Origin of the sequence: Paenibacillus sp. GSMTC-2017 (genome assembly GCF_016019935.1) — a bacterium.
GTDB lineage: Bacteria > Bacillota > Bacilli > Paenibacillales > Paenibacillaceae > Pristimantibacillus.
On sequence record NZ_JAECMT010000003.1, the window covers coordinates 439,550 to 465,624 of the forward strand.

The 26,075-nt window shown below is 40.6% G+C and carries 22 protein-coding genes; 10 read left to right on the forward strand and 12 right to left on the reverse strand.

Translation table 11 applies throughout. From position 1 onward, the window contains the following. Positions 1-8: 8 nt before the first annotated feature. Entirely contained in the window at positions 9-1,577 is a 1,569-nt protein-coding gene (locus I6N90_RS13985; RefSeq protein WP_197936220.1) for a response regulator, read from the forward strand. Next, positions 1,574-3,346, forward strand: a complete 1,773-nt coding sequence (locus tag I6N90_RS13990) for a sensor histidine kinase (protein WP_232242991.1) — start codon at positions 1,574-1,576, stop codon at positions 3,344-3,346. Before I6N90_RS13985 ends, I6N90_RS13990 begins: the two co-directional genes overlap by 4 nt. Positions 3,347-3,425: 79 nt before the next feature. Here the strand turns inward: I6N90_RS13990 and I6N90_RS13995 are convergent, their stop codons facing one another. From I6N90_RS13995 to I6N90_RS14025, 7 genes are all read right to left on the reverse strand, one after another. Further along, positions 3,426-4,277 (reverse strand): carbohydrate ABC transporter permease, encoded by an 852-nt coding sequence (locus tag I6N90_RS13995; RefSeq protein WP_197936221.1) that lies wholly within the window; start codon positions 4,275-4,277, stop codon positions 3,426-3,428. Positions 4,278-4,332: 55 nt separating this feature from the next. Further along, positions 4,333-5,241, reverse strand: a complete 909-nt coding sequence (locus I6N90_RS14000) for a carbohydrate ABC transporter permease (RefSeq protein WP_197936222.1) — start codon at positions 5,239-5,241, stop codon at positions 4,333-4,335. 77 nt (positions 5,242-5,318) lie between these two features. Continuing rightward, positions 5,319-6,686 carry an extracellular solute-binding protein gene (locus I6N90_RS14005; protein WP_197936223.1) on the reverse strand — a complete coding sequence of 456 codons (1,368 nt, stop codon included), beginning with the start codon at positions 6,684-6,686 and terminating at the stop codon, positions 5,319-5,321. Between the two features lie 273 nt (positions 6,687-6,959). Then, positions 6,960-7,799 (reverse strand): PRD domain-containing protein, encoded by an 840-nt coding sequence (locus tag I6N90_RS14010; RefSeq protein ID WP_197936224.1) that lies wholly within the window; start codon positions 7,797-7,799, stop codon positions 6,960-6,962. Then, positions 7,786-9,288: a PTS transporter subunit EIIC gene (locus I6N90_RS14015; protein ID WP_197936225.1), complete on the reverse strand. Its 1,503-nt coding sequence runs from the start codon at positions 9,286-9,288 to the stop codon at positions 7,786-7,788. The genes I6N90_RS14010 and I6N90_RS14015 overlap by 14 nt, the downstream gene beginning before the upstream one ends. Before the next feature lie 159 nt (positions 9,289-9,447). Beyond that, complete coding sequence (locus I6N90_RS14020) at positions 9,448-10,359, reverse strand: DMT family transporter (protein WP_197936226.1); 912 nt, start codon at positions 10,357-10,359, stop codon at positions 9,448-9,450. An 18-nt stretch (positions 10,360-10,377) separates the two neighbouring features. After that, positions 10,378-11,187: a 3'-5' exonuclease gene (locus I6N90_RS14025; RefSeq protein ID WP_197936227.1), complete on the reverse strand. Its 810-nt coding sequence runs from the start codon at positions 11,185-11,187 to the stop codon at positions 10,378-10,380. Positions 11,188-11,354: 167 nt separating this feature from the next. Here I6N90_RS14025 and I6N90_RS14030 point away from each other — a divergent pair, with 167 nt between their 5' ends. Next, on the forward strand, positions 11,355-12,596 hold the full coding sequence (locus tag I6N90_RS14030) for a multidrug effflux MFS transporter (RefSeq protein ID WP_197936228.1): 1,242 nt from the start codon (positions 11,355-11,357) through the stop codon (positions 12,594-12,596). Between the two features lie 144 nt (positions 12,597-12,740). Here the strand turns inward: I6N90_RS14030 and I6N90_RS14035 are convergent, their stop codons facing one another. Then, a complete protein-coding gene (locus I6N90_RS14035) occupies positions 12,741-13,418 on the reverse strand; it encodes a class I SAM-dependent methyltransferase (protein WP_197936229.1) in 678 nt (225 codons plus the stop codon). 115 nt (positions 13,419-13,533) lie between these two features. Next, a complete protein-coding gene (locus I6N90_RS14040) occupies positions 13,534-14,661 on the reverse strand; it encodes a winged helix DNA-binding domain-containing protein (RefSeq protein WP_197936230.1) in 1,128 nt (375 codons plus the stop codon). Between the two features lie 232 nt (positions 14,662-14,893). Between I6N90_RS14040 and I6N90_RS14045 the strand changes: the two genes are divergently transcribed. Together I6N90_RS14045 and fumC are read left to right on the forward strand one after the other, a co-directional pair. Next, positions 14,894-15,562 carry a bifunctional 2-keto-4-hydroxyglutarate aldolase/2-keto-3-deoxy-6-phosphogluconate aldolase gene (locus I6N90_RS14045; protein ID WP_197936231.1) on the forward strand — a complete coding sequence of 223 codons (669 nt, stop codon included), beginning with the start codon at positions 14,894-14,896 and terminating at the stop codon, positions 15,560-15,562. A gap of 99 nt (positions 15,563-15,661) precedes the next feature. Beyond that, positions 15,662-17,047: a class II fumarate hydratase gene (gene fumC, locus I6N90_RS14050; protein ID WP_197936232.1), complete on the forward strand. Its 1,386-nt coding sequence runs from the start codon at positions 15,662-15,664 to the stop codon at positions 17,045-17,047. Positions 17,048-17,138: 91 nt separating this feature from the next. Here the strand turns inward: fumC and I6N90_RS14055 are convergent, their stop codons facing one another. Further along, positions 17,139-17,696 carry a guanylate kinase gene (locus I6N90_RS14055; RefSeq protein WP_197936233.1) on the reverse strand — a complete coding sequence of 186 codons (558 nt, stop codon included), beginning with the start codon at positions 17,694-17,696 and terminating at the stop codon, positions 17,139-17,141. Between the two features lie 146 nt (positions 17,697-17,842). On the opposite strand from I6N90_RS14055, the gene I6N90_RS14060 reads away from it, so the two are divergent. Together I6N90_RS14060 and I6N90_RS14065 are read left to right on the forward strand one after the other, a co-directional pair. Next, complete coding sequence (locus I6N90_RS14060; protein ID WP_197936234.1) at positions 17,843-19,783, forward strand: ABC-F family ATP-binding cassette domain-containing protein; 1,941 nt, start codon at positions 17,843-17,845, stop codon at positions 19,781-19,783. 59 nt (positions 19,784-19,842) lie between these two features. Further along, positions 19,843-20,478 carry a fumarylacetoacetate hydrolase family protein gene (locus I6N90_RS14065; RefSeq protein ID WP_197936235.1) on the forward strand — a complete coding sequence of 212 codons (636 nt, stop codon included), beginning with the start codon at positions 19,843-19,845 and terminating at the stop codon, positions 20,476-20,478. A gap of 129 nt (positions 20,479-20,607) precedes the next feature. Here I6N90_RS14065 and I6N90_RS14070 read toward each other — a convergent pair whose 3' ends face one another. Beyond that, positions 20,608-21,042 carry a Dps family protein gene (locus I6N90_RS14070; protein ID WP_197936236.1) on the reverse strand — a complete coding sequence of 145 codons (435 nt, stop codon included), beginning with the start codon at positions 21,040-21,042 and terminating at the stop codon, positions 20,608-20,610. Between the two features lie 334 nt (positions 21,043-21,376). Further along, positions 21,377-22,318, reverse strand: coding sequence for a thioredoxin-disulfide reductase (gene trxB, locus I6N90_RS14075; RefSeq protein ID WP_197936237.1), 942 nt, complete (start codon positions 22,316-22,318; stop codon positions 21,377-21,379). A 224-nt stretch (positions 22,319-22,542) separates the two neighbouring features. Between trxB and galU the strand changes: the two genes are divergently transcribed. The 3 genes from galU (at position 22,543) to I6N90_RS14090 (ending at position 26,037) form a co-directional block, all read left to right on the forward strand. Further along, positions 22,543-23,412: a UTP--glucose-1-phosphate uridylyltransferase GalU gene (galU, locus tag I6N90_RS14080; protein ID WP_197936238.1), complete on the forward strand. Its 870-nt coding sequence runs from the start codon at positions 22,543-22,545 to the stop codon at positions 23,410-23,412. A gap of 198 nt (positions 23,413-23,610) precedes the next feature. After that, complete coding sequence (locus I6N90_RS25275) at positions 23,611-24,888, forward strand: FxLYD domain-containing protein (RefSeq protein WP_197936239.1); 1,278 nt, start codon at positions 23,611-23,613, stop codon at positions 24,886-24,888. Between the two features lie 12 nt (positions 24,889-24,900). Then, positions 24,901-26,037, forward strand: a complete 1,137-nt coding sequence (locus tag I6N90_RS14090) for a S1C family serine protease (protein WP_197936240.1) — start codon at positions 24,901-24,903, stop codon at positions 26,035-26,037. The last annotated feature ends 38 nt before the right edge of the window (positions 26,038-26,075 follow it).

The following is a 26,075-nucleotide window of genomic DNA, read 5'->3' on the forward strand; positions in this document are numbered from 1 at the left end:
TGAAACCAATGATTAAAGTATTGCTGGTTGATGATGAAGTACTCGACCTTAAAGGAATGCAAACATTTATCCCATGGGGCGAATTAGGGATGGAAGTGATTGCAGCAGTAACAAGCGGCTTTGCTGCTAGTGAAATCATTGAGAGAGAATCTATTGATATATTGGTAACTGATGTTCGAATGCCTAATATGTCAGGGCTTGAACTTGCAAGAAAAGCGCTGGATATTCAAGAAAACGTTAAAATAATATTTGTAAGTGGGTATCAAGATTTTCATTATGTCAAACAGGCACTATCACTTAACGCTTGCAGTTACATAGTAAAACCGATGGATGACAATGAATTAATAGAATCGTTAAGGAAGCTTCGAATAGAACTAGATGAAGAAAAAAAATTAATAGAAACAGAACTCATATATAAACGGATGGTTCCGATGGTGAAAAATGAGTATTTATTGCAATTGCTTGAAGGAACCTGGAATATAGAAACGCTTGATGTGCTGTTAGTAGAATATAACCTTAGCAAAACACAGTGGCCAGCAAGTATAGTCGTTATAGAGCGTGATGATTGGATTACGCAAAAGCATACCGATGTAACGTTTGATGACTCTGAAATATCAAGCGTTTTTTGGAATGTGCTTTTATCGTTATGTAAGGAACTCGGCATAGATCATTTCTGCAGACTTTCAGACAGAAGATTAGGATTAATTATGGACTGTAGTGTAGAGATAGAAGCTATTAGAAATTCGCTTAGCGGAGAGCATTTAAATGCACCTTTCACTGTTACTATCGGAGTAGGCGATAAAGTGACAAGTCTTTATGATTTGAAAGATTCATTCCGGCAGGCTAAATCTGCTCTCGACTACAAAGTATTTTATGGAAAAGGGAAAGTTATTCATCACGAAGCAGTTCAATCCACACAGATGAAAGATGTTCAGAGTCTGGATATTCAACTTGATGCACTGCTTGTGGCTATGACGAATTACGAGCTAGTTAAAGTACATGATGAACTCAATCTATTATATGGCATGGCTAATAATATGCGGTCCAAGTTCACAATTCAAAACTTTACTGTCTTTTTGATCATGAAGTTGGAAGCGCATTTGCAAAAAAATAATGAAGATTTATTTCAAATGCTCAATCTAGATTTTAATAGTTTAGATGTATTGCTCCAATATGAGACGATCGATGAAATTCATTCATGGTTGCGATATAGAGTTTACGAGTTATCAGAAAGACTACAAATAAAGAAACAAAAGAAAAATTGGAAGTTAGTTCAAGATATCGTAAACGATGTAAAGCTTAGACTTCATGAAAATATTACTCTTAAAGATGTAGCTGATAAATATTCGTTTTCACCTAACTATTTAGGACAAATTTTCAAAGAAGAGATGAAAACAAATTTTAGTGATTATGTTTCATTGCTACGTATGGAAAAGGCGGGAGAATTGTTACTAAATACTAATTTGAAAGTATATGAGATTGCTAATTTGATTGGATACCGCTATCTTCCCTATTTCAGCAGACAATTTAAGGATTTCCATGGTAAGACACCACTGGAATACCGTAGAAAACTATGAATATATTCCGAAAATATCGATATATGCCATTTGGCTACAAGTTGATGTTATCCTATTGTCTCTTTATCGTGATTCCGGTGTTACTTATTGGCTATTTCGCAAACTCCGTTTATTTAAAGTCTATCAGCGAGCAAATTGAAAGTAGTGTTAACGGTACGTTAGTTCAAATGAGTGATAATGTATCTTACAAAGTCGAGGATGTTAAGCGTGTATCAAGTTTTTTCTACTTTGATAACACATTTGCTACCCAACTTCGCAATTTTGAAGAAGGATGGGTAGGATACGAAGCAACAATCAACTTTTTTGTTCCGAAAATAGTTGCGTATAAAGACGCCTCAAATAGTAACATGTGGTTATCGCTATATTTTCATAATAAGCTGATCCCCGAAGTATATAGAGACTATAAGGGTGATCCACTTAGACTGTTAGATAAACCTTATGACATATATCGAATAACTAGAATTAAAGATAAGGATTGGTATAAAAATTACCCAGAAGAAAAGTATGGTAGTACGATGCAGTGGGTTCAAATCGAAGACGATAAAAAATTTAATCGAATTTCACTTATTCGTCGATTAGTAAATCCTCAAGTTAATAGCCAAATCGTAGAGTTTGGTTTTTTAAGACAAAGTGTTTATTTATCTGATTTGTTTGATACTATAGATCATACGAAGATTGGAAATAGTGCTTCGATCTATGTTGTCGATGAAAATAAACAAATTATGTTGAGCTCTGGCGATTCAAAAACAAGTGTTAATGGTGTATGGAATGCAGAGAATTTTGCAGATCATATGGTCATTGAAAAAAACATTCCTAGTTTAAACTGGACTATAGCAGCAGTAATTCCAAATACAATCTATGAGGAAAAGATTAAGGAAGTTAGACTTCTGACATTTGTTATTTGTCTTATATTCGCATTTGTCTTTTTAATTTCGGGTGCGTTAATGTCGAACTATTTCTCTAGAAAAGTAAATAAGATTGTTTCTGTATTAAACTCTTTCCAGGAAGGAAACTTCCATAAACGTATTAATTTCAAAGGCAATGACGAGTTTAGTCAAATTTCATTGGCACTTAATGAGATGGGTCAAAACATTGGTGAACTTATACATAAAGTGTATGTAGCCGATCTTGAGAAAAAAGAAGCAGAATTAGATATGTTACAAGCTCAGATTAATCCGCATTTTTTGTACAATACGTTGTCATCGATTAATCGACTTGCTAAGTTTGGTGAACTGAACAAGTTGCAACAAATGGTTATGGATTTAGCCAAATTCTACAGATTGTCCCTAAATGAGGGTCGAATTCTTATGCCTGTAAGTGATGAGCTGGATCAAGCAAATGCCTATGTGAATATCCAAAAAATTAAGTATGAAGAACGTATGGGAATTAGCTATCATATCGATCCAGCTATATTGGGATTCACAACGATCAAACTAATTATTCAACCATTTATTGAAAACGTACTTGAACATGCGTGGTGCGCTGACCGTATTCATATTAGAATTGTAGGTACACTTGAGACAGATCATATTCTCTTTAAAATAATTGACGATGGAGTAGGCATAAGTGCATCGATTCTGCAACAAATGGAGGACCCTGAAGAGAGTACGAATGTTGGTTATGGCATACGAAATGTAAACCAACGGATTAAACTCTACTATGGGGCAACGTACGGTGTTAGTATATTTAGCAGGTTAGGAATTGGGACAACCGTTTCTATTCGGATACCGCTTGAGAAGCCAAGGGACTTTAAGTCAGATAGATATTAAAAAAACATCACCTTGCGAAAGGAGCTGTGCGATACAGCGAATCCTACGCAAGGTGATGTTTTTATTCGTTCAACAATTATTATTTTACAGCTCCGGCAGTTATTCCACCTGTAATTTGCTTCTGGAATAGGGAGTAGACGATGATAATTGGAACCATTGAAATAACTAGCGCCGCAAATAATGGTCCCCATTCTGTTCGATATTGCATCTCACCTTGCATAACTGCAATTGCAACTGGTAAAGTATAAATCTTTTGCATCGGATCGTTCATAATGATTGTTCCCAGGATGTATTCGTTCCAAATTGTTAATACATTCATAATTGCAACTGTAATAAGACCCGGTTTGGAAAGAGGGAGCATAATACGGAAGAAGGTACCAGCTTCAGAGCTACCGTCGATAGCGGCAGCCTCTTCCATTTCTTTAGGTAAAGACTTGTAAAAGGAAACTAAAACGAATATACCGAAAGGTAGTGCGCCAGCACCATAAACAAGAATTAGACCTAGTAGATTATTTGTAAGTCCAATACCATCAAGTAGGAAGAAAAGTGGAATTAAGCTAAGAATAATAGGAATCATCATGGCCGAGATATAGATGAAATACAAGAAATTGCTGCCTTTAAACGGATATCTAGCTATAACGTAAGCTGTCATAGCGGACAATAGTAGAGCAAGCGCTGTACTAGCAACAGTAACAGCTACGGAGTTGAAAAAGTAACCAGCAAATTTGTATTCGGTCCATACGTAAGAAAAGTTTGACCATTGAAGTGGAAACTCAGGCAGTGACCAAGGTTTGTTTCCATAGAATTGCTTATTGTTCTTTAATGAAGAAAGTAATGTCCAAACTAAAGGATATACGACTGCTACCGTCCACAGAAGTAGAAGCAAGCGGACAATCCACGTGACCAAGGACTCTTTTTTCGTAAGTTTCATGATGGCTGCCTCCTAAAATGGTATAAAGCAAAGGATGCTTCGCGCGAAAAAATGGTTACATCTGCACGGTTTCACGCTTCATTAAGCGATTTAATATAATCGATGTAGTCAGTGTAAGAACAAGGATTAATACACCTATCGCAGAAGCGTAACCCATATGATATTGTTTGAAGCCAATTTGGTACAAATAGGAACCCATAACTTGAGTTGAGTTGTCCGGGCCACCTTCTGTCATTAGCCAAATGATAATAAATGAACCGTTTAGTGTCGTTATAACGATATGAATAATGGATACTTTCATTTGCTCCCAGATTAGGGGGATAGTAATATGCTTGAACTGATGCCATCTGGAGGCACCGTCGATATTAGACGCCTCGTATAGCGACTCAGGTATATTCATAATTGCGGCCATCAATAAAATCATATAAAAGCCAATACCAGCCCATACGGCAGGTGCAAGGATTGACCACATAGCCGTATTTGTTTGTCCAAGCCAAACGGTAGTAACGGGGTCACTTGAGAACAATGAAAGAAAGGCATTCAAAAATCCGATGTCTGAAGGATTGTAGATGTATCTCCATAACACACCAATTACGACGACAGAAATTAGATTAGGGAAAAAGAGAATAATTCTAAATAGTCCAGAACGTTTTATATTTAAACGTGTTAAAGCGACTGCTAGAAAAGTAGCAATAATAAGGATTAATACAACCTTTCCGATAACCAAGAAATAATCATTGAAAATAGTTGTACCAATAATTTCATCCTGAAACAGACGCTTATAATTATCAATACCGATAAATGTCATATCTCCTGAATAACCGGACCACTTGAAGAAACTTATGTATAACCCCTTAAGTAGTGGATAAGCAGTCAAGAAGCAAAACAAGATGAAGGTCGGTAAAATAAAGCCTAGTATAAACAAGGCACGTCTCAGTCGATAGGATGTTGGTTTGGCTGTCATGGCTCACACGCCCCTTGAAAGTCATAATACAAGCAGAGGAAGGAGGGAGCCTCCACCTCTGCTTGTTGTTCATTTAATTATTTCCTAGCAGCTGCAGCTGCTTTCTCCATACGCTCGCCCCACTCAGCAGGTGTAATACGTTTGTCAAGCAATGCGATGATACCATCTTGTAGCGCTTTCTCTACATCTGCGTTAACGATAAGTGCAGGTGCTACAACTAGGTCTGGACTATTGAAGTATTTCATAGCTGTCTTAACGACAGGACCAGCTGAAGAACTTTCAAGATCAGCTTTTACGTTCATAATTGCGCCAGTCATCTCAGCCCAATCTACAGCAAATTGCTCTGTAAAGATGAATTGTAGGAATGCTTTTGCTGCTTCAGGATTTTTTGCTTTTTCAGCAATTGCAACGGAAGCTGTGTAAGGGATTGCAACATACTTTTCACCTTTGTCTTGCAATACAGAAGGGATAAAATCGAACTCAAAACCTGCTGGAACATCTTTGCTCATTTCGTTCTCAAGCCATAGTCCGTTAGGGATAAAAGCTGCTTTATGTTGTAGGAAAGCCATTTGAGAATCAGTATGGTTTAGTGCGATAGAACCTGGGTCTATGAAGCCTTTATCACGCAATTGCACGATTTTGTCTAATGCTTTCATAATCGGCTCGCTCTTGAATACACCTTCTTCTAAACTAGCCATTCTTGAGATGATGGAGCCGTCTCCGCCGTTCTCAGATACGATTGCGGAGTTAAGTAGTCCGCCATTAATGTAGTAAGGGTATACGCCAGTGTGGATGTAAGGAGATACGCCAGTTGCTTTAATCTTTTCACCGACAGCTAGGAAACTTTCGAAGTCAGTTGGTTTCTCCCAGCCTTGCGCTGCGAACCATGCTTTGTCATAGAAAGTTCCCCATGATCCGAATACAAGAGGCATTGTGAAGTTTTTGCCAGAATAATCTGTTGGTTGACCGATAGCGATATCAAGAAGAGCTTTACCATCTTTGTTTTTTGCTTCTTTTAGGAATGAAGTGAGGTCTAGTAGTTGGTTGTCAGTAACCATTTGTGCTTCGTTGGAGCCTGCTCCGTCAATGTAAACAAAGTCTGGAGGAGATCCTTGAATCCAACGAGGTCTCATTTGTTCGTTAATTTGTGAACCAGCTGTTTCCGTAATTTTTAATTCAGGATTAGCTTTTTGGAATTCAGCGAGCACATGTTTCCACCACTTATCACCATAGCCGCCAACAAAGTATTGAACTTCGAATTCGCCGGTAAGACCTGCGGGGGTTCCTTCTGGCTCTTTTGTTGCTGTTGTTTCAGAGCTAGCTGGTGTGGCGGTAGCAACTGGCTTTTCTGTATTTTTATTTGCACCTGAACACGCTGCAAGCATACTAACTGCAAGTAGTAAAACCAAAGTAACGAATACTGATTTTTTCTTGACGTTTTTCATCGTTTTATTCTCCCCTTAGCTTTTAATTGTTTAACATCTTATTGCAAACGATCTAAACCTCACTTACGTTCACAGTCTCAAATGTGATTACGATCCCCCTCTCAAGAAAAACAAAAAAGAGCATTAGAAACGAAGCAGAAAATAGCTTCGATAACTAATGCCCTTGCGGTAACACATTATCGTCAGTCGGTATTTTGTTTTACGATGCAATATTATTAAATATTTACTTTTATGTCAATCATTATTTTTCATTTCTGTGAAAGTAATCAATTTTTAAATCCCTTCACGTTGATTTAGTCGTTCAATATGAAGGGTGAGAAAGCCTATTTCATCATCTGGAACGACCTTTTTGAGCTGTTCTTCGAGAATTGAAGAAAGGATTAATGAATATTTATAGGATTGCGGATATTCGATCTTAATTTTTTGTAATAACGGATTTTTAATATGGGATTCTTTTCTGACTCGGTCGATTAATCCCTTTAGATGCGAAATAAACCGTACGGAGGAGAAGGAATCGTTAAATTGTAAGCCTATTGCTTTAGCTTCGTCCATTACTTTTGCTACTAAGCGTACGACAGCAAGTGTCTCTGTACCACGTTCTCGGTTGCGTGCACCGTGGAAATGCATCGCAAGGAAAGAAATTTCATCCTCAGGAAACTGAGCATCTAATTTCTGATTCAAGTAGTTAACTGCTTCGGTGGCGACATCATACTCATCTTTGTACATCATTTTAATTTCATAGGCAAAAGGATTAGTTATGAGAACACCTCTGCGACAACGTTCTATTGCAAAATTAATATGATCGACTAAGGCAGCATGAATCGTTTCCGAAAATTCACCTTCTAGTCGTTGTTGTGCCATAGCGATAACTTCTTCGGTAATACCAACAATGCGAGTGTCGACATTGTTTAGAATTTGCTCGTAATGTTCAATCGTCTCCATAGTGTGCAATAAAAACTCCTGTGAAATTTCTTTTTCTGAAACATTCATACCAGGCTGCTTCTTAAATCCGATTCCTTTGCCGAACACAATAGAATTTTTGCCTGAGGATAGTTTGGTCATCACGACATTGTTGGAAAGTACATGGATAATCCTTCTATCAATTGCGGCCATCACCTAACCCCCTTGCTTCAATTGCGTTCTGGCTAATCAGCCTTTGAATTTCTTCTTTAATAAGTTCGGAGTCGGTGCCGAACACAACATGTACGCTATCTTTGCCGATTCGAATGATACCGGCGGCTCCTAGTTCTTTAAGTCCATGCTCATGTACAATACCTGCGTCATTTAACGTTAAGCGAAGACGAGTAATACAGGCATCAACTTCTACTATATTTTCAGTACCACCGATAAATTCCAATACATCGACGGCTTTTTGGATCATTAATTTAGGACTCGTGTTTCGTGATATCGGCATAGTACGAGAATTCATAGAAGTAGAAACTTGAGCTGCACGGTCTGGAATATCCGGTATTCTGCCGGGAGTTGCAAGATTGAAGTAGCGGATAGAAAAATAGAAAGTAAAATAATAAATGACAAAGTAAGCAAGTCCAACAGGGAAAATCAGCCATGGATTAGAGGCATCGTTCCAGTTGATCGCAAGATCAATGAAACCAGCTGAAAATCCAAATCCCATCTTGACCTCTAACATATACATAATCGTCATCGATAAGCCTGTTAGCAAGGCATGTACAACAAACAGGAAAGGTGCAAGCAGCATGAAAGCGAATTCAATTTGTTCTGTAACTCCAGTAAGGAAGGAGGTAAAGGCACTACTTAACATGATCGACATAATGACTTTTCGATTTTCTGGTCTTGCACATTTAATCATTGCAAAAGCAGCACCTGGTAGACCAAACATCATAACAGGGAAAAAACCAGTCATATACGTTCCAGCAGTTGGATCTCCAGCATAGAAACGAGTTAGATCTCCTTGAACAAAGTTGCCACCTGGTTCAGCATATTCACCAATTTGAAACCAAAGGATATGGTTAATGATATGATGCAGTCCGGTAGGGATGAGCAAGCGGTTAATGGTGCCGTAGAGGAAAGTTCCTATCCCGCCGGTTGATTCAAGCCATAAGCCGAACACTTGAATAGTGTCTTGTATGGGCATCCATATAAACCCTAATGTGCCGCCAAGAACGGTCATCGTTAAAGAGGTGATGATAGGTACGAATCGCCTTCCCGAAAAAAAACCAAGCGCTTGAGGCAACTGGAAATCTTTGAACCGATTGTAGAGATAGGCGGTTATTCCCCCAGTTATTAAGCCTCCAAGTACGCCCATTTGAACATTGGTATCTGCTAAATCATTAGTTTGTACAACTTCGAACGTACGCATGACCTCTTGAAAGACCATATAACCTATAGCAGCGGACAATGCTGCAACACCTTGACCTTGCGTTAACCCAATAGCTATTCCAATAGCAAATAGTAGTGGGAGATGGTCAAAGATTGCCCCCCCGGCTGCCTCGCAAATTGCGGCTAACTTAATAAGGAAAGGATGATCAAATTCGATCTTTCCGAATCGGAACAAAATGGCAGCAGCAGGCATAACTGCAATGGGAATCATTAATGAACGGCCAATTCGCTGGATGTAACTCATCTTTTGCCCAACACCCCATTTTATGGTAAGAAAAAAAGAGCATAGCTCAAGAACAACATCCCTTCTTGAACTAATGCCCTCTAAAGGTAACACGTCCATCCTTTATGAATATTCACAGAAAATTATACCTTTTACGACTAGATCTTGTCAAAGTAAAGTTTAATTGGCCGATAGAGTAGGAGCAGCCTTTGGCTTGTCTACACCGTATCGAATAAACAGCCAAACCCCAAATATAATGAACGCTCCAGCACCTAATTGATAGCCGGTTAATGATTCTTTGAGTAGTATCCAAGCGAGCAACGAAGCGATAACGGGTTCACCAAGTACAGCCATAGATACTGCAGTAGCATTCATATATTTTAGTAGCCAGTTAAATAAGTAGTGTCCAAACAAGGTTGGGACGAGAGCAAGCAGGAAGAAGATACCCCATTCATTTGCTTCATAACCTGTAAAAGCATTGCCTTTAAACACATTATAAATAGCTAATGCTGTAGCAGCGATAAAAAATACCCAGAAGTTATAGGCAAAGGCGCCCATGTTTTCTCGAAGTCCTTTACCAATAAGCATATGAATAGCAACTGCTACTGTCCCAAAGAAGGACAAGGCATCACCGAGTAGTGCTTTGCCCGATAAGCTGAAATCACCCGCTGCTATAACAATGGAACCTGCAATTGCAATACCCATGCCCCATAACATCATCTTGTTTGCTTTTATTTTATAAATCCAATATGACCCAAGCATAACCATAAGAGGCTCAAGTGTAAGGATGACAGTCGAACTTGCTACAGTAGTATAACTAAGAGAGGCCATCCATAGTAGGAAATGTAAGCCAAGCATGATGCCAGATATTGTTATTAGTCCCCACTGGCGTGGTGTTAAACCAAATAATTCGTGTCGATACTTCCAAACTAGTGGTAGTAGCAATAGATTCGTTAAATAGAGTCTATACATAGCGATGACTGCGACATCTGCATCTGACCATCTAACAAAGATAGAGGAGAAGGAAATCGCAACAATCCCAACAATGTATAACAGTTCATACCCAGTGAAGCTTTTCATGCTGCGATTCATGACGTTGATTCTCCCGACTTATTGGTGTGGTTCGTCTTGATTCGTGTTGCTGGATTTAGGAGGACGTGGAGTAGACTCTACCTTCTTCACTAATTCTGCTTCGAAATAACTTCGCATCTCCGCAGCTTTTTTCGGATTTTCCAAAGAAACTTTATCTTTTAATACATGCTCTACAAACGATTCCCATGTTGGCTCCAGCTTTTGTGAGCGAAGCAGACGAATTGCATTTTTGATCAGTCTTCGTTCTTTAGCGTTCGTGTACATGTCTTTGTAGTATTGCGTTTTACTGAAGTCGAGTTCTGTAAATACACTTTTGAAAATGTCTGCTGTCATTCTAGCGTCATCAAGCGCTCTATGGGCTGCACCTTCAGATGATAGTCCTAACTCTTTCAGGGCACCTTCCACACTAACATCATTTGTTAGTCCTTTGACACGAAGGAAACCTTTTAGCAAATCGAAATAGGGGGTAGTCATCCAGTAAGCATCATCAAGCTTATGCATGCGTGTATCCAAAATAATTCGTTTCATATCCTCACCACCCCAAGTGACGAGCAGAACTTTCTCACTACGATCTAACCACCCTAAGAAGTCGGTGATCACTTTCGGAAAGTTTGCAGCAGTGTCAATAGACTCTTGAGGAATGCCGGTTTTTTTCTGTATAAAATGATTCAGCTTAGCAAAATACACCGGTTTAATAAAAGCAGTGTATTCATCTACAAACTGAAGGGAAGCGTCTAGTCTAGTCGCACCGATTTCAATCACTTCCATCGGAAGTTCGCTTGCAAATTTACGTCCATTAAATTCAATATCTAATACGATATAGTCCAAGTAAATAACCTCCGGTTTATGACTCGCAACATCCATTCTAACAGATATTTGTCCAAATTGCGCCCAGTAGAATTCGTTAATGTAAAGATGAGGGGAGAGATACGTAAATAGTTGTCAACATGGAATATCGGAGTTAGAATTATACTAATAATTTTAGAGTAGCTTTAATGAAGAAAGAAGGGATCATCACGAAGAACGCAGCTCAGTCTATTTCAAGTTCTAATCCAATGCATCGTTCGAAAAGACTATGGATCGCCATTATATTAGGTACCATAGCGAGCATTGGACCACTTTCCATCGATATGTATTTGCCAGCGCTGCCAGCACTTGCAGGTGAACTAGGAGCATCGGCGTCCGTTACTCAGCTTAGTTTAACTGCTTGTTTACTTGGTATTGCACTTGGACAATTAATTGTAGGTCCAATCAGTGACGTTCGTGGACGGAGAATGCCACTCATAATCGGTATAGCGATCTATTCTATCGTTTCATTATTATGTGTTATCGCTCCTACGATCTGGACGTTTATAGCACTTCGTTTTGTGCAGGGGTTAGCAGGAGCGGCGGGAATTGTAATTGCCAGGGCAAGTGCACGGGATTTATATTCTGGAGTAGAACTTACAAAGTTTTTTGCTCTGTTAATGTTAGTAAATGGCGCAGCACCAATACTTGCTCCAATTGTAGGAGCGGAAATTTTAACGTTCACTTCTTGGAGAGGCGTCTTTGCAGTTCTGAGTGTGTCGGGGCTGTTAATGCTCGCTGCGATTTTGTTCGGACTTAAGGAAACGTTACCGGCTGAACGACGTTCAACTGGAGGGATAGGGAATACACTTCGAACGTTCAGGGGTCTAGTTAGCAACTCCGTGTTTATGGGGTATGCAATGACATCTGGGCTAATGATGGCGGCAATGTTCGCGTATATTTCAGGATCATCATTTGTATTGCAAGAAATGTATGGAGTGTCACCGCGCATGTATAGCTTTGTCTTTGGATTGAACGGAATCGGGATCATCTTGAGCAGTCAAGTTGCTGGCCGCTTAGCAGGACGCATCGAAGCAAGAAAGCTACTAGGCAGCGGACTAGTGATGGCTATGTCAGGAGCAGTATTGCTGCTTATTGCAGCGCTACTGGAGCTTAGTCTTCCAGTTGTCATTATTGCGTTTTTCTTAGTTGTATCGAGTATCGGTGTTATCTCAGCAACGACAACTTCATTAGCTTTGCAGGATCAAGGGCAAACGGCGGGAAGTGCTTCAGCATTACTTGGTATGCTATCGTTTATTTTCGGAGGTGCAGCAGCACCGTTAGTTGGGTTAGGTGGCGAAGGGACAGCAGTGCCACTTGCTCTCGTTATTTTGCTGCTTGTAAGTGCGTCGATGGGTAGCTTCGTATTTTTGACGAAGCGCAGACGGTAAGGGGGCGCTGTGCAAGTGGCAGCGTACTGAAGAAAGTGCCCGCCAGCGGGCTCCTAGCCCGAAAAAATCGGGTTAGTGCGCCGAAGAAAAGGTCTGCTGAGGAAGTATCAGCAGACCTTCTTTTTTCCAATAAATGCGTACATGCTACGCCTTACATGCCACAAACACAGTGAATTCACGATGTTTGTATACGCAATCCACTTCCGAAAATCCTGATTCACGCAGCCAATGTAGCTGATCCTCTAAAGTAGCGCTTTGATCCAATTTTCTTCGTGTTTTGGAAGCTTCAATTAGTGGTTGCTCTAATCCACTTGCGATTACGGCTTGCTCCCATAATACGCTGAATTGCTTCTCGATAGCAGGTGAAGTACCCAAAGCTTGATCTGCGTTAACGAATATACCGCCTGGAACTAGATTGTTATAAATATTTTGGAATAATACACGCTTGTCTTCATGGGACAGATGATGAATAGAAAGAGATGAAACGATGGCATCAAATTTCGTATCGAATGGATGTGTGATGTAGTCATCTACAATGTAAGTTACCTCGTTGTTATCAGAAAGTCTGGACTTTGCCTGTTCCATCATAACTTCACTAAAATCGATTAAAGTAAGCTTAGCATCTGGAAATTTGTTCAGCATCATAGCGGAGAGAAGCCCAGTTCCAGCGCCCAAATCTAGAATTGCAGGTGTAGTAGTTGAAACGTTGGTCCAAGTTACCGCAGAGCTGTAAAAGTCATTGAAACATGGAATCAAACTGTGGCGCTGAATGTCATAGTCTTTTGCCCCTAGATCGAAAAGCTCCTTCAAAATGTTTGTCATCGTCCATCAACTCCCTTCAATTAATGTAATCTTATTCCAGTTACACTTATATGTGAAATATATAAAATGAATAATCTAAATAGCTTTAGCCTATAAACAAACGAAGTGCGTCAATCTATTGATCAACGCTAATTCGATGTATATGTTCTGGAGTAGCAAATTGAAGCAATCGTAGCCCTTCATCCATTAAAGCTTCAAGGTCTACTTTATGAAGAGCTTCGAATGGTTTTATCTGAAGAACAGCTTCTTTATTAGTTTGCTGAATCGACCAAAGACCTTGTACAAATCCGTCGATTAAGAAGGTAGCACGAACGATACCATTGTTAGTGAAAACAAGTGGTTTATAAGCGGGGGACATAATCCGGCTACGATCATTAAATGAAATGAGCATATTATCAAATTCAGATAAAAAACGCGGCGGGGCAGGAGTCTCACAATCCGGTAAGGAACATTCGAGCAGATCGAATAGCTGAATACCTTCTTCATTTTTCCAAACTCGAAGCAGTGGCATTAAATTATTAACAATTGGCTGAAGTTTGTTCAAACCAGACCAAGTCTGCATATCTTTAACGGATGCGGGACCAAATGCTTTTAAAAATCGAAGTAATAATGAATCTATTTCGGCTCCTTTAACAAGCCCTTCACGTAGCCAATTATCCATTGTCGTATGTATAGCAGCACCACTTTTTTTCCATAAACCTCTTGGTGGCACCTGAACAAGTGGAAGTAAGTTTCTTGCGACGTTAGCAAGTAAGCCTGCATCATAATTCGGCCAATGTTCCATTAATCGTTTCCCTAGCTCTTCAAAAGTTAGAGGTTTTTCTTCTACTAATACCTGTGCTGTTGCTGCTAACATTGCTATATCGATACCTTCTAGTTTACGACCGAAGTTACTATGCAAAAGTCGTTTCATCATCGGTTGCAGGGCAGATCGGAATGAGAGGCAGTCTCGTGCGGATACGAGGTGAATCGTTGAACGCATTAATGCGATTCGTACTGCTCGGCGGTTTAGGATAAGCTCAGCCAATTGTTCTTGCTCAAAGTTAACCAGTCTGCTCCATAGTGCAAAATAGGGTGGTGTAGGTGATTGAGCTTGTATTCCAGCTAATTGCTCTATCGCTTCTAGCGGAGAAAGCGAGGATCGGTGCAATAGCAGTTGCCTGTCGAGCAGTGCTCGATTCAACCTCTTTTTTGTAACGATTTGACCGCTAGGTATGTTAGTCGAATGAGAAGATGGAGTCATTCCGTACCTCCTTAATATAGCAGCATGAATCACCATTGTATGAAACGTATTAAAACGAGTATATCATTTGCCTACATCATAGATAGAGAGAATTGTCACAAAATGTACAAGTCAATAGACATCATTCCATACGTCTAATAGATTGAAGGGGGGCTCGAAAAAGTCTATAATGAGCCGTAGGTTATTTGAAATTTCACACAATAATATTGAAATATGAAAGAGGGGTTCAATAATGAAAAAGCTAAGAGTATTACAACAATTAACTGAAGCAGGTGTTGTTGCTGTTTTGCGAGCTGATTCGGCAGAAGAAGTAGCTGAGATGGCCCGTCGTTCGATTAAAGGTGGCATTAAAGCGATTGAAATTACGATGACTGTGCCATTTGCTTTACGAGCGATTGAACAGTTGTCAAAAGAATATTCTAGTGATGTATCTCCGGATGCAGATAATTTTGCGATTATTGGCGTAGGAACTGTACTTGATCCTGAGACAGCTCGTGCAGCGATACTTGCGGGTGCTGAATATGTTGTATCTCCAGCATTGAACCCAGATACGATCAAACTTTGCAATCGTTATGCAGTACCTGTCTTGCCAGGTACAATGACGATACATGAAATTCAAACAGCACTTGAACTTGGTGTTGATATCGTTAAGTTGTTCCCTGGCAATTTGTATTCACCAAGCGTTATTCCTTCTATTAAAGGGCCATTGCCTCAAGCGAATATTATGCCAACAGGCGGAGTATCACTAGATAATTTGAAAGATTGGATCAAAGCAGGTGCTGTTGCAGTTGGTATTGGTTCCGACTTAACGAAAGATGCAGTTAAAACAGGAGACTTCTCTATTATTGAGCAGAAGGCTGCCGCTTATATTGCAGCTTATCGTGAGGCAAAAGGCTTATAATTGAATGCTACTCTCTTGATTCTGAGAGCGAATAGCGTTATAACAGAAACAGGGTTGTCAGCTTTGGACTAATATGATCGTAAAGGAGTCGTTACTTTAATGGAATACCGCATTGAGAAGGACACTATGGGAGAAATTAATGTTCCTGCAGACAGACTTTGGGGAGCGCAAACGCAGCGCAGTTTACAGAACTTTAAAATTGGCGGCGAACGTATGCCGATTGAAGTTGTATATGGTATGGCCATTGTAAAGAAAGCGTCTGCATTTGCCAATCATAAGCTTGGCGTTTTGGATGAAGAAAAAGCAGTCGTTATCGGCGAAGTTGTAGATGAAATTTTGAGCGGCAAATGGGACGACGAATTCCCGCTTGTTGTATGGCAGACGGGTAGCGGTACGCAAACAAATATGAACGTAAATGAAGTTGTTGCTAACCGTTCTAATCAATTACTTATCGAACGTGGAAGCGCTACACGTGTACACCCTAACGATGATGTAAACCGCTCACAAAGTTCCAACGATACGTTCCCGGCAGCTATGCATATCGCAGGGGTAATTGCAGTGGAAGATCGTTTGATTCCAGCAATTGACGTACTGAATGGTACACTCCGTGCTAAAGCTGAAAAATTTGCTGACCTTGTGAAGATTGGCCGTACACATCTTCAAGATGCGACACCAATTACGCTTGGACAAGAAATTAGCGGCTGGTATGCGATGTTAGACAAAACACGTGCGATGATCATTCAAAGTGTAGACACAATGCGTGAACTTGCTCTAGGTGGTACAGCTGTAGGAACAGGTCTTAATGCACATCCAGACTATGCGGTAGCAGTTGCAGAACAAGTAACGGCTCTAACTGGTAAACAATTCGTAACAGCAGCTAACAAGTTCCATTCACTCACTAGCCATGATCAAATGGTTTATACGCATGGTGCTATCAAGGCACTAGCTGCGGACCTAATGAAAATTGCTAACGACGTTAGATGGCTTGCAAGCGGGCCACGTTGCGGCATTGGCGAAATTACGATTCCAGAAAACGAACCGGGCAGCTCTATTATGCCAGGTAAAGTGAACCCAACTCAAAGCGAAGCATTAACGATGGCAGTTTGCCAAGTTATTGGTAATGATACTGCGATCAGTATGGCGGCAAGCCAAGGCAACTTTGAGCTTAACGTCTTTAAGCCAGTTATTATGTATAACTTCATTCAGTCTCTTGCACTAATGGCGGACGCAATGATTTCGTTCAACGATAACTGTGCAATCGGTATAGAACCGAATGAAGAAGTAATTAAGCGTAATCTTGATCAATCGCTTATGCTAGTTACTGCACTTAACCCACACATCGGATATGAAAATGCAGCAGCAATCGCGAAGAACGCTCACAAAAAAGGTTTGACGCTTAAGGAATCAGCTATTGCAAGCGGATTGCTTACGTCAGAACAATTCGACGAGTACGTTCGTCCAGAAAATATGATCGGTAAACGTTAATTTTATTAACGTTATAAATAGGAAGAGGTTTGCAGAGGCGATAGATATGCCTAGCAAACCTCTTTTTTCTATTAACTATTTTATAACATTATCACCCGTAACTTAAAACAATCTCTCGTATCTTCTTGATTGTTTGCTCTATATCTACATTTTCTATTACATGTTCACAGCTTTTTCGATAAGTTACTTCTTCACTGTAATGACTTAAATATCGATCAATGATTTCATAAGAAGTTCCCTTAGCTTCTAGTCGCTGTAAAATAGTGTTTTTATCTACATATATAAAGATTCGAACAACTTGTTCTCCATATTGCTCTCGAAGCTTTTCTGTTCCTTCACGGTTTACAATTAAATAGACGCTTTTGCCAGCGTTTAAAGATGCCTCAAGACTGCGTCGACCAATACCATAATGATAGTGGTCAATTTGAACGGATTCTGCGAAAAATTGGTTAAGAAGCATAAGCTCAAATTGTGCAGTACTTACATAACGGTAATCGCTATCTGGATGTTCTTTACTTCGAGGAGGTCTATCCGTACAGGAGGGTATATGTACAATTTCGTTCTCTTTCAATGCCCGATGTGCTGCAGTTTTGCGGCCTGATCCGCTTGTACCTGTGAAGACGAACAAATAGGGGGAATGGCTACTCATAACGGTTCGCTCCCTTCTTTGATACTTATATCGACATTTCAAGCCATTAACGTTATGGCATCATCGTGCGGAAGCAAACCTATCTATGATATGATACAGATAGCTGTGCAAACGGCACTATCATATAACAAAAGTAGGTTAGGACGATGCACTTATTATCGGTTGAACATATAACAAAAAGCTATGGGGAAAAGATGTTGTTTGAAGATGTCACCTTCGGTTTGGAAGATGGCGACAAGATTGGCATCATTGGTGTCAATGGCACGGGAAAATCAACTTTTCTTAAAGTTATAGCGGGAATGGAACAAGCTGATTCGGGCTCTATATCGGTAGGTGGACGTGTTATCGTTCGTATGCTTGCACAAGACCCAACGTTTCTACCAAACGAGACTGCACTTGAGCATGTTCTTGGTGGGGATTCCCCGCAACTTCGTGCTGTTCAAGCTTATGCAGCCGCGATGGAAGCAATCGGGCTAAATCCAACAAATGAGAAGCTGCAAGAAGATTTGATTAAAGCGAATCAAATGATGGATGAATTTGATGCGTGGCAATTGGAGAGCGATGCGAAGACGGCTTTGTCAAAGCTCGGTATCCATCAATATGATGCTAAGGTAGAGACATTCTCTGGTGGGCAACGTAAGCGTGTTGCTATGGCTGCGGCGTTGCTGCTTCCGTCAGACGTACTCATATTGGACGAGCCTACGAACCATATCGACAATGATTCAGTAGCTTGGCTAGAAGGTATGCTTCAGAAGCGGCGCGGTGCGCTACTCATGATTACGCATGATCGTTATTTCCTTGATCGAGTCAGTAATCGTGTGATCGAGCTAGATCGTGGTAAAGCTCATTTCTACCAAGCGAATTATAGCCATTTCCTAGAACTTAAGCTAGATCGAGAAGAACGGGAATCTGCAACCGAGTCGAAAAGACAAAATTTACTTCGTACTGAGCTAGCATGGATAAGACGTGGTGCAAAGGCGCGTACGACTAAACAAAAAGCTCGTATCGATCGTTTTGAGGCACTAAAAGCAGCAGGACCTAAAGGCTCTGACGGAAAGCTTGATTTGTCTGTTGCTTCATCACGACTTGGTAAAAAGATCGTGGAAGTAGAAGGCATATCTAAAAGCTACGGTGACCGCACACTTATTCAAGATTTCAGCTATATTGCTGTCCCAGAGGATAGAGTTGGAATCGTTGGTCGTAATGGTAGCGGAAAGTCGACACTACTTCATCTGATCGCGGGTAGACTGGCTCCAGATAGCGGAACAGTAGATATTGGTACAACCGTTAAGTTAGGCTGGTTCTCGCAGGAGAGGGAAGAGATGAATGAATCGCTTCGCGTAATTGAATATATTCGCGAGGGTGCTGAACAAGTGAAGACTGCCGACGGTTCCATGATATCTGCAGGTCAAATGCTTGAGCGATTCTTGTTCTCGCCGACTATGCAATGGACACCAATTGCTAAACTTTCTGGTGGAGAGAAACGAAGACTTCAACTACTGCGTGTTTTGATGAATGCGCCAAACGTATTGCTTTTGGATGAGCCTACGAATGATCTAGATATAGCTACTTTGACTGTATTAGAAGATTATTTGGACGACTTTCCAGGTGTCGTGTTTGTCGTTTCCCATGATCGTTATTTCCTAGATCGGACAGTTGAGAAAATAATAGCGTTCGAAGGTGACGGTATCATTACTCACAACACGGGGAACTATTCGGATTATCAGGCTGCAACAGAGAAGAAGGAGAAAGAAAAGGCTTCGACTACTGTAATGAGCAATAGCGCGCCGGCTGGAAGCAAGGGATCTTCTCCTGCTGAAGTGAAGCCACAGAGCAAAGAACGATTGCTCAAGATGTCTTATAAAGAACAAAAAGATTTTGATGAAATTGATGACTTAATCGCAGCTGCTGAGGAAGAAATTAACGCGACTTCAAAGGCGATGGAAGCAGCAAGTAGCGATTCATCCAAACTGCAGGAGCTTTCAGCTAAGTTGCAGCAACAGGAAGAGAAGCTGGAGACACTTATGGAACGTTGGACGGAGCTAAACGAGTTGGCAGAGCGAATTGCTGCTCAGAAGCAAGGTTAATAAGATACAACTAATGGGCACGACAATTCCAAATTATACGATAAAGGCGGTTATTCATTATGTTCAGCAATCGTGATATTAAAAACATATATTGCATCGGGCGCAACTATCGCTTGCATGCGCTTGAGCTCGGGAATGAAGTACCTGAACAACCGCTCGTATTTACGAAGCCTTCTCATTCGGCAACTTTGATGGACGGTAATACGATTACCTTACCCGCAAATGTAGGCGAAGTGCATTTTGAATTGGAAATTGTCCTTAAGATTAGTGATGTTTATATCGCTGGCGCTCCTATAGAAGAAAGCATTGATGCAATAACTTTAGGTCTCGACCTGACCTTGCGTGATGTGCAATCAAAGCTGAAAGCGAAGGGACAACCATGGCTAGCAGCCAAAGGCTTTAAACAATCGGCACCACTTGGAACATGGATACCGTTTCCGGGAGAAGCGGAGCTTGGCAACGTTGACTTTAAGCTCATTCGTAATGGTGAAACGGCTCAGATTGGCAATGCAAAAGATATGCTGTTCGGCATTAGTGAGCTTGTAAAACATATTGAGGCTAACTATGGTCTTGGTGCTGGAGATATTATCTTCACAGGAACTCCAGCTGGTGTTGCAGCTTTGCAGGATGGAGATCAGCTCGAAGCATATTGGGGAGAGCAAGAGCTCGGAAATTGTTCTGTTAAACTTGCATAAGTACTAATGAAGCGGTAACTAGAATTAGCAGGATTTTTGTACAAGGCGCCATTTCGAATGTAGGTTAATCTACTTTTGAAATAGCGCCTTGTTTGTTTTCACTTGCAAGGACTATGCGATATGAACGGTTTATCTACCATTGAATGCACTTAGCATCCAAACATGTTTCTCTAAAGTAGTATGGATAGCAAGCAACGCATCAGCTGTTGTTTCGTCATCTGCCCCTTGTGCAGCTTCCATACCTTCTTTCAACTCACCAATAATGAGTGTAAAGTCAGCGATTAGCTGATCGACCATTTCGACAGCAGTTTCTTCTCCGTTTGCTTCTTTCACACTGGAAGTTTCCAGATAGTCGCTCATTTTGGCTATCGGTTGACCCTTTATCGCAAGCAGACGCTCTGCTAGTTCATCGACATGTAGAGCAGCCTCTTCATAAAATTGTTGGAACTTTTCGTGAAGTGTGAAAAATTGGCTACCCTTCACATACCAATGATAATTGTGAAGCTTAATGTAAAGTACGCTCCAGTTGGCAATTTGGCGGTTAAGATGTTGTTGAACAGTCATGATGATCATCCTTTCAAAATGGTCATTAGTTATGCGATACGTAATATTCCGTAAGCAACATTGGTTTTCGTGTTAGTTTGTTCCAAAGCAAGGTACGGAATACGGGCTAGACGAACAAACCATGTTAAAAATAATATTTAGATCAATTCCTTATTTATAATTATTATAAATTAATAGACGTTTGTCAAGTGTACTTCCTATGTCTAAGAAATTGTACCCAACTAGTTGATTGTTCAACCAACCCGAAAAATAGTTTATCGTTTGTAAAAAGAAAAAAAGATACAACTTTGGCTCATTGTTCGCCAAAGTTGTACCTGTCCTATGCTGTCCATATTTAAGCCAGTTGCGTGTTATGCTCCAATGTTTCCAAGTAACGCTCGCAGTCGAGTGCAGCCATACAGCCACTGCCAGCAGCGGTAATGGCTTGACGATAAGTTGTATCTTGTACGTCCCCACAAGCAAATACTCCTGGAATATTCGTAGTTGATGTACCAGGCTTCACGATAATGTAACCTTGCTCATCCGTATCGATCTGACCACCTAGGAAGCCAGTGTTCGGCGTATGACCGATAGCAATGAATACACCGTCAGCTTCAAGCAATTCTTCTTCACCTGTTTCATTATTACGAACGCGAAGGCCTTTGAGGCCAACATCTCCAGCAACAACTTCAAGCGGTGTACGGTTGAGGCTCCAAACGACTTTTTCATTGTTCCGGGCACGGTCTTGCATGATTTTGGAGGCGCGAAGCTCGTCGCGACGATTAACTAGACGAACTTCAGTACCAAAACGAGTAAGGAAGCCAGCTTCCTCCATAGCGGAGTCTCCACCGCCGACAACGATAATCTTTTTGCCACGGAAGAAAAATCCGTCACAAGTTGCGCAAGTGCTGACACCTCGGCCGATGTTGTCTTGTTCACCTGGAATGCCTAAATATTTTGCAGACGCACCTGTTGATATGATGACGGACTCAGCTTGTAGTTGACCTAGACCTTCGACTTCAAGCGTGTAGGGGCGTTTGCTAAAGTCAACGCTTTTTACCGAGCCCGTTTTGAATGTTGCGCCGAATCGTTGCGCTTGCTTGCGCATATTAGACATTAGCTCGCTACCGAGTATACCTTCTGGGAAACCAGGAAAGTTTTCAACTTCAGTTGTAGTCGTTAATTGTCCACCAGGCTGCCAGCCTTCGATGACTAGTGGCTCCATGTTAGCACGTGCAAAATAAATAGCTGCAGTTAGTCCTGCAGGACCGGTTCCAATAATAATGGTTTTGTGCATATAAATATCCCCCAATAACATTAGAGTGAAAATAATGATTTCTACTTTAAAACTATTACAAACTGTAACAAATGTCAATACAGTTCATCTAACTTTCATCTTCGTATAATAATGACATTTTGCGAATAATAAAGAAGATTATAATTGGCATCCATTAGCAAAAGGAGGTATAGTGGAGGGAAATACGTGACTCCCAATTAAGGGAGAAAGGAGCATTGTCATTAATGGCTAACAAGATTAGAAAAGCAATCATACCTGCGGGTGGACTTGGTACACGTTTCTTACCTGCGACGAAAGCTCAGCCCAAAGAAATGTTGCCAATCATTGACAAGCCAGCCATTCAATATATCGTAGAAGAAGCTGTTCAATCTGGTATCGAAAGTATCGTTATAGTAAGCGGAAGACATAAACGTGCTATTGAAGACCATTTTGATAAGTCTGTAGAGCTTGAAGCTGAGCTAGAAGCAAGAAACAACGAGATCTTATTATCTGTCGTGAAAGAAATTTCACAGCTTGCGGATATTTATTATGTGCGTCAGAAAGAACCGTTAGGTCTTGGACATGCTGTATTATGTGCTCGCCGATTTATTGCAGATGAGCCATTCGCGGTATTGCTTGGTGACGACATATTAACGTCAGAGCCGCCATGTCTGAAGCAGATGATGGACATTTATGAAGAAAAACAATCATCTGTTGTAGCTGTGATGGAAGTGCCATGGGATCAAACACATAAATATGGAATTGTAGATATTGAACGAGGCAGGCAAGTATCTGCTGTCCGAAATATAGTGGAGAAACCTGCACTTGGCGAAGCACCATCTAATTATGCAGTCGTCGGCAGGTATGTTCTGAGCCCTACTATATTTCATTTGCTAGAACATGCTAAACCGGGGAAAGCAGGAGAGATTCAACTGACGGACAGTTTGCAGGAGCTCAGACGATTGGAGTCTCTCACAGCATTCCGATTTGATGGACGTCGTCACGATGTAGGAGATAAACTTGGCTTTGTAAAAGCGACGATCGATTTTGCACTTGAGCGTGAGGATCTGACGGATGATATTCGGAAGTATATGATAGAAAGACTAGGTTTGTAGTCGTATATCTTACATGGAATGAACGGTGCAGGAAATAATCTGTGCTGTTTTTTTATATTTTTCAACGAATAGGACCGAAGTTCGGATTTTTACGTTTCCACTATTTTGAAATGGTGATTATTTACTTTTTGTTATAGAATAGAGAGAGTGAAAAGAAATTGATAGAGATAGAGAATACGTAATAGGAGTTGAATGTAAGTGTATTGCCATCATTGCGTCAGAGAATTTTCGGATGAAGCAATTTTTTGTAGTCAATGCGGCAGAAAGCTGCATTCTTATAAAATAATAGAAGTAGATAGAAAAATAATAGATCCGGACGAGCATGAAGAAGAATCAGCTTCACTTGAAATAGTTAGCGATAGATTCACACCTCAATTAATAGCTATATCAGGTACGGCTACTATAGATGATGAAAATATAGTTCTATCAAAACGGACTTGGTTAATGCCTATAAGTTTACTTTGTGTAGCTTTTATCGTTGCAGTAGCTGTGTTCTGTTATTTTCAATATGAAAAAAATAGGAATGAGAAGGTACTTAAGCTTCAAGTGGAAGCGAAATCCGCAGCACTTGGAGGGGAATACGAGAAGGCGCTCGGGTTATTAAATGAAGCAGCAGAAATTCGTCCAGCTTTCACGTCTCTTAAAGCAGACGAGGATATCATTCAGCACGTAATGGAGTTAAAAGAGATAACGAATGATGTAGAAAAGAATCTGTCTAATAATAAGATGAAAGAGGTCGAGGAAGGAATTACTCTTTTAAAGTCTGAGTTCAGTGGGCATAAGGAGCCGATCTACGACAAGCTTAGAGAGAAACTGGATTCTTTACAATTAAAGATGACACTAGAGCAATTAAAGAAGCAAGTAGGTTCGCTTGTTACACTTAACGAGCATATTGATATGCTTCAAAAGGTGAATGGACTAATCGGAAAAGAAGCAGTCATATTGAGAGAACAAGTTGTTACGGGTATTCGTAAAATCACATTAACGGATGTTGAACGGCTTTTGGAAAGGAAAAACTTCACTGCTGCAATGACTGTCGTTGAAAAGTCACTAGCAATTGTAAAAGGGGACGAAAACCTGCTAGCCCTTGAGCAACGTATCGAAGACGAGCAAAGACGATATGAAAGAGCGGAGCAGCAACGGATAGAACAAGCCATGCAAAGAGCTGCCAAAGAAGATTTAATCAATCAAACAGCAGCTGTTGAAGTGGGCAGCACAGAGAAGACATTAGATGAATTTGGCGATTTGACTATTGTAGGACACTTGAAAAACGTTGCAACTAGACCCATTTATTCCGTTACAGTTGAATTTACTGTTTTAAACAAGGAAGGTGAAGTACTAGGTAAAGGATCTGCTACCGCTAATCCAAATTATATTGAGCCAGGCGAACAAATGAGCTATACAGCGACAGTTTATGGCGTTTATACAGAGGATGTTGACATTGTTGTAGATCCTCCTACTTATTACTTGGACTAGGAGGGACATAGAATGAAAAAAAGAATGTGGATTGGCATTCTGGGCTCTGTCCTTATCCTTTGCGGGGGGATTGGAGCGGGCATTACGATACGGCTAGAAATCCCGAAACAATTGAACGGATCACCATTACTCGCAATTGGAGAAGTTAAGAAGACACTAAAGGATGTTATATTTGAAACTCAGAAGTTAGTCGTGATGATTGAGACAGATACAGGTTCACAAGGCTCCGGATTTCTGTATAACAAACAAGGAGATCTCATAACAAATGCGCATGTCGTCTCCGGTGTTCGCAATGTTCGAGTGAAGACATCTGATGCGCGCGAGCTTTCTGGTGAAGTTATTGGCATAAGTACAAATGTAGATTTAGCGGTTGTTCGTGTAAAAGAGCTTGCTGGTATAGAACCGTTACCGCTTGTACGTTATGAGAATGGTGAAGTTGGAGACGACGTAATGGCTGTTGGAAGTCCGCTAGGATTTCAGAATACAGTAACGACTGGTATTATAAGCGGTGTCGGTCGAAGCTTTCAAATTGATCAATATACCTATAACGATCTATATCAAATCTCAGCACATATTGCACCGGGTAATAGTGGAGGACCGCTTGTAGATATGAAGACGGGAGCAGTACTTGGTATAAACTCTGCCGGATTAGAGGAAAATGCAATTGGATTTAGTATCCCAATATCAAAAGTTCTTCCGTTGGCAGAGGGTTGGTCGAAGGAACCGATGACGATGTTGCCTGATCTTTCGTTAACAGATGAACTAGGTGAAGAATCAGATGAAAAGTCGAAGCTGCAACAAGATGGATCATCCATTGATAAACTTGCCAGTTATTTAGTCACTCACTTCTACGACAGTCTTAATAATCGGGATTATGTCTACGCCTATTCACTGCTTGGAGGGAATTGGAAGGAAGGCACTAGTTACGTTAAGTTCCGTGAAGGTTACTTGACGACTCGTAATGTCGTCATTGATGATATGCATGTGACCAGTAAAGATGAGGAAGCTGTTGTAACAGCGGTTATTTCAGTAGACGAGCGGAAAGATGGGGAGAACGTACTGAGCAAGTACCAAGTGACTTACAAAGTCGCTTATGAAAATGACCAAATTAAACTAATATCGGGCAAAGGCAAAGCGATAAGTAAATAGAGAACGGGGTGTTCCAAAAGCGATAAGCTTTAGGGACA

What these genes read in the sequence shown, in the direction of transcription:
- I6N90_RS14060 (WP_197936234.1), top strand. Translation starts at nt 17,843, where the DNA reads ATGCACTTATTATCGGTTGAACATATAACAAAAAGCTATGGGGAAAAG.
- I6N90_RS13985 (WP_197936220.1), top strand. Translation starts at nt 9, where the DNA reads ATGATTAAAGTATTGCTGGTTGATGATGAAGTACTCGACCTTAAAGGA.
- I6N90_RS14045 (WP_197936231.1), top strand. Translation starts at nt 14,894, where the DNA reads ATGAAAAAGCTAAGAGTATTACAACAATTAACTGAAGCAGGTGTTGTT.
- I6N90_RS13990 (WP_232242991.1), top strand. Translation starts at nt 1,574, where the DNA reads ATGAATATATTCCGAAAATATCGATATATGCCATTTGGCTACAAGTTG.
- I6N90_RS14070 (WP_197936236.1), bottom strand. Translation starts at nt 21,042, where the DNA reads ATGACTGTTCAACAACATCTTAACCGCCAAATTGCCAACTGGAGCGTA.
- I6N90_RS14040 (WP_197936230.1), bottom strand. Translation starts at nt 14,661, where the DNA reads ATGACTCCATCTTCTCATTCGACTAACATACCTAGCGGTCAAATCGTT.
- I6N90_RS14005 (WP_197936223.1), bottom strand. Translation starts at nt 6,686, where the DNA reads ATGAAAAACGTCAAGAAAAAATCAGTATTCGTTACTTTGGTTTTACTA.
- I6N90_RS14010 (WP_197936224.1), bottom strand. Translation starts at nt 7,799, where the DNA reads ATGGCCGCAATTGATAGAAGGATTATCCATGTACTTTCCAACAATGTC.
- I6N90_RS13995 (WP_197936221.1), bottom strand. Translation starts at nt 4,277, where the DNA reads ATGAAACTTACGAAAAAAGAGTCCTTGGTCACGTGGATTGTCCGCTTG.
- I6N90_RS14055 (WP_197936233.1), bottom strand. Translation starts at nt 17,696, where the DNA reads ATGAGTAGCCATTCCCCCTATTTGTTCGTCTTCACAGGTACAAGCGGA.
- I6N90_RS14065 (WP_197936235.1), top strand. Translation starts at nt 19,843, where the DNA reads ATGTTCAGCAATCGTGATATTAAAAACATATATTGCATCGGGCGCAAC.
- I6N90_RS14015 (WP_197936225.1), bottom strand. Translation starts at nt 9,288, where the DNA reads ATGAGTTACATCCAGCGAATTGGCCGTTCATTAATGATTCCCATTGCA.
- I6N90_RS14035 (WP_197936229.1), bottom strand. Translation starts at nt 13,418, where the DNA reads ATGACAAACATTTTGAAGGAGCTTTTCGATCTAGGGGCAAAAGACTAT.
- I6N90_RS14020 (WP_197936226.1), bottom strand. Translation starts at nt 10,359, where the DNA reads ATGAATCGCAGCATGAAAAGCTTCACTGGGTATGAACTGTTATACATT.
- I6N90_RS14000 (WP_197936222.1), bottom strand. Translation starts at nt 5,241, where the DNA reads ATGACAGCCAAACCAACATCCTATCGACTGAGACGTGCCTTGTTTATA.
- trxB (WP_197936237.1), bottom strand. Translation starts at nt 22,318, where the DNA reads ATGCACAAAACCATTATTATTGGAACCGGTCCTGCAGGACTAACTGCA.
- I6N90_RS14030 (WP_197936228.1), top strand. Translation starts at nt 11,355, where the DNA reads ATGAAGAAAGAAGGGATCATCACGAAGAACGCAGCTCAGTCTATTTCA.
- galU (WP_197936238.1), top strand. Translation starts at nt 22,543, where the DNA reads ATGGCTAACAAGATTAGAAAAGCAATCATACCTGCGGGTGGACTTGGT.
- fumC (WP_197936232.1), top strand. Translation starts at nt 15,662, where the DNA reads ATGGAATACCGCATTGAGAAGGACACTATGGGAGAAATTAATGTTCCT.
- I6N90_RS14090 (WP_197936240.1), top strand. Translation starts at nt 24,901, where the DNA reads ATGAAAAAAAGAATGTGGATTGGCATTCTGGGCTCTGTCCTTATCCTT.